3 protein-coding genes are annotated in these 3,291 nt (G+C 57.7%); 2 read left to right on the forward strand and 1 reads right to left on the reverse strand.

Annotation, left to right across the window (positions count from 1 at the left end; genetic code table 11):
* Nucleotides 1-1,151 (reverse strand): ethanolamine permease (gene eat, locus Q7O77_RS16020; RefSeq protein ID WP_304169637.1); only part of this gene is annotated, 1,151 nt, incomplete at its 3' end.
* A 301-nt stretch (nt 1,152-1,452) separates the two neighbouring features.
* Between eat and Q7O77_RS16025 the strand changes: the two genes are divergently transcribed.
* Entirely contained in the window at nt 1,453-2,451 is a 999-nt protein-coding gene (locus Q7O77_RS16025; protein ID WP_304169639.1) for a phosphotransferase enzyme family protein, read from the forward strand.
* A gap of 227 nt (nt 2,452-2,678) precedes the next feature.
* A partial coding sequence (locus Q7O77_RS16030; protein ID WP_304169642.1) for an AraC family transcriptional regulator occupies nt 2,679-3,291 on the forward strand: 613 nt, incomplete at its 3' end.

Genomic DNA, 3,291 nt, shown 5'->3' on the forward strand with positions numbered 1-3,291 from the left:
GGCGCGGTGCGACGCAGCCGGAACAGGCTCAGCATGCTCATGATGTACATCACAATAGCTCCGAAGACGGCCATCGTAATCATCGCGGCGGTGAGACTCATGCCCTGCAGGTTGATCCAGCTGTCGCTAAAAATCGCGGCAATCCCGATAACGCCGCCGGTGAGGATCGCGCGATGCGGCGTTCTAAAGCGAGACAGCTTGGCCAACCCGGTCGGCAGGTAGCCCGCTCTGGCCAGGGCGAAGAACTGCCGGGAGTAGCCGAGAATGATGCCGTGGAAGCTGGCAATCAGCCCGAACAGACCGATCCACACCAGCATGTGCATCCATCCCGAATTGGCGCCCACCACGGCTTTCATGGCCTGCGGCAGCGGATCGTTAATATTGGAAAGCGTCCGCCAGTCGCCCACGCCGCCCGCGAGCAGCATCACGCCCAGCGCCAAGACCACCAGCGTCATAATGCCGGTGATATAGGCTTTAGGGATGGTCCGCTTCGGATCTTTGGCTTCCTCCGCCGCCATCGCCGCGCCCTCTATCGCCAGGAAGAACCAGATGGCGAAGGGAATGGCCGCGAAGATGCCGGACAACGCAGGCAGGCCGAAGCTGTCGCTGCCTGCCCAACCGTTGGCGACAAAATGACTGATGCTGAAGCCGGGTGCCACAACGCCCATAAAGACCAGTAGTTCGAATACCGCCAGCAGGGTGACGCAGAGTTCGAACATGGCGGCGAGTTTCACCCCCAGAATATTCAGCCCCATAAATACCAGATAGGCGCCCGTTGCGGCATAGCGCGGGTCCAGATTGGGAAACTGTACGTTCAGGTAGGCGCCGATCGCCATCGAGATAGCCGGGGGCGCAAAAACGAATTCAATCAGTGTCGCCATACCGGCGATCAGTCCACCGGTTTCGCCGAAGGCACGGCGGCTGTAGGCGAAAGGACCGCCCGCGTGAGGTATGGCGGTCGTCAGCTCGGTAAAGCTGAAGATAAAACAGGTGTACATGGCGGCGATCATCAGTGTGGTGACCAAAAAGCCGAGCGTACCTGCGACGCCCCAGCCATAGCTCCAGCCAAAATACTCCCCGGAAATGACCAGACCGACGGCGATCCCCCAAAGATGAAGGGTCCCCAGCGTGGGCTTCAACTGCGTTGTCATGACGTTCTCCCCTCTAAAGTATGGATGAAAACCAACCTCTTTTTTATAGGCATAACAGCTGGTTATGGAGCCTGAAGCCTCTTTCTGCGGTGGGGCTGCATACACATCGATGATGACGCTGTTATGGGCGGGGATACTTGACACTAACGAGGTGTTTTTTGCGTTCTGGAGTCAAAGAAGGAGAGGGAAGAGGGCATATTGTCGTCTGCGGTCAACTTTTACTGCCTTTGCGTCAAGCATCGGAATGGCGGTCATTACATGCTGAAAGCCTGTAAGCCACTTCCTTTGATGAGATCTTACGATGGCAGAACAATACGATACGCTGGACGACATCACGATGAGCCTGTTGGCGGAGCGGGCGATGGGTCACTACCCTGCCGATTTGCAGGGGACGCTGACGCTGCTGTGCCGTTCCGAAAATGCGACCTATCGACTGGATGCTGGCGGTAAACGCTACGCCATGCGCATTCACCGGCCGGCTTATCATCATCGCGACGACATTAACGGCGAACTCAGCTGGCTGGCGGCACTGCGTCAGGAAGGCATCATCGTGCCGGAACCGTTGGTGGGACACGATGGTGAAGCGGTACAAACCGTGTCGTTAGACGACGGCGTGGAGCGCAACGTCGTGGTCTTTCACTGGATAGAAGGCGAAATGCCGACGACCGATGTGGACGGGGCGGCCTTTGAACAATTGGGCAGAATTACCGCCCGACTGCATCAGCACAGCCGCAACTGGCAACCGCCTTCCGGTTTTCGCCGCATCGTGTGGGATCACGAAACGATGGTCGGCCCGGAGGCGCATTGGGGACGATGGCAGGATGCGCCTTACCTTTCTCCGTCCGAGCACCCGGTTATCGAAGCGGCGATAGAACGGGTCAGTGCAACGTTGGCCGACTACGGTAAATCGTCGCAGCGCTATGGGTTGATCCATGCGGATCTGCGTTTGACCAATCTACTCCTGTTTCGCGGAGAAACCCGGGTGATCGATTTTGACGACTGCGGTATGGGCTGGTATTTGCACGATCTCGCGGCGGCCATCAGTTTCGTCGAGCATCACCCGCGCGCGCCTGAATGGGTAGAGGGCTGGTTGACGGGCTACCAACAGATTTGCCCTCTCAGCGAGGCCGACCTGGCGGTCATTCCTGCTTTGATCGCACAACGCCGGATCCAGATGACGGCTTGGATCGGCTCGCATCAGCAGACAGAACAGGCTAAAAGCATGGGTGAACGCTGGTGCCCCGACACCTTCAGGCTGTGCCAGCGTTATCTGGACGGTGAGCTGCCGGTGGGCGCCTAACCCGCGTTTTCCTGAAGCTATTTGCACCATCTCAAGGCACTGCTGTGCTGCGGCAGTGCCTTGTCTTCCATCATTGCGCCAGTGTCCACCGCCGTACTCTTTTGTCCCCAACGTTATCCCGCTGTTTTACCTGACGTCTGTCTGATGACGTCAGTCTTTGTCCTTCGCTGGTATGGAAATTGCTTTTTCTCTTCGATTTGGCGTCTTGCATCACTGAGGGAGAAATTATGGGCGTACCGTCATTTCGGCTTCCTCCGCCTGCGGGGATTCCGCTCGGTCACCGCGGCGTGCTGGCAGCTGCGGCCTCGGGGTTGGGGCAATTCATCGGAGACAACGGCGGCGATGCCGATCGTATTCTTGGCATCAGCGGTATCGATCCTGAGCTGCTGGCCTGTCCGACGCTTAGCGTGGGATTAGTAAACTATTGTCGCGTATTGGAAGAGGCCGCGCGTTACTCTGACTGCACCAATTTTGGTCTGCATTACGGCAGGCAGTTCAAGCCCCAGGCGCTTGGGTTGATAGGCTATGTTGGGTTATGCAGTGCCACCCTCGAGCAGGCATTGCATAACGTAGCCCATGCTTTCCCGTTTCATCAGCACGATACGCTGATTCGCCTGGTTGATAAGGGCGATTGCTGGCGTTTCGACTATCAGGTGCGTCATGGCGCGATCCTGCACTGCCGTCAGGATGCCGAGCTGACATTGGGGATGATTTTGAACCTTGTGCGCCACGCCGCAGGCAAGCGTTGGGCACCGCGAGAGGTGCATTTCGAACACCCTCGTCCGGAACAGTGGCATGAGCACTGCAAAGTGTTTGATGCCCCGGTCTACTTCGATCAGC

The organism is Lonsdalea britannica, assembly GCF_946477055.1.
GTDB lineage: Bacteria > Pseudomonadota > Gammaproteobacteria > Enterobacterales > Enterobacteriaceae > Lonsdalea > Lonsdalea britannica_A.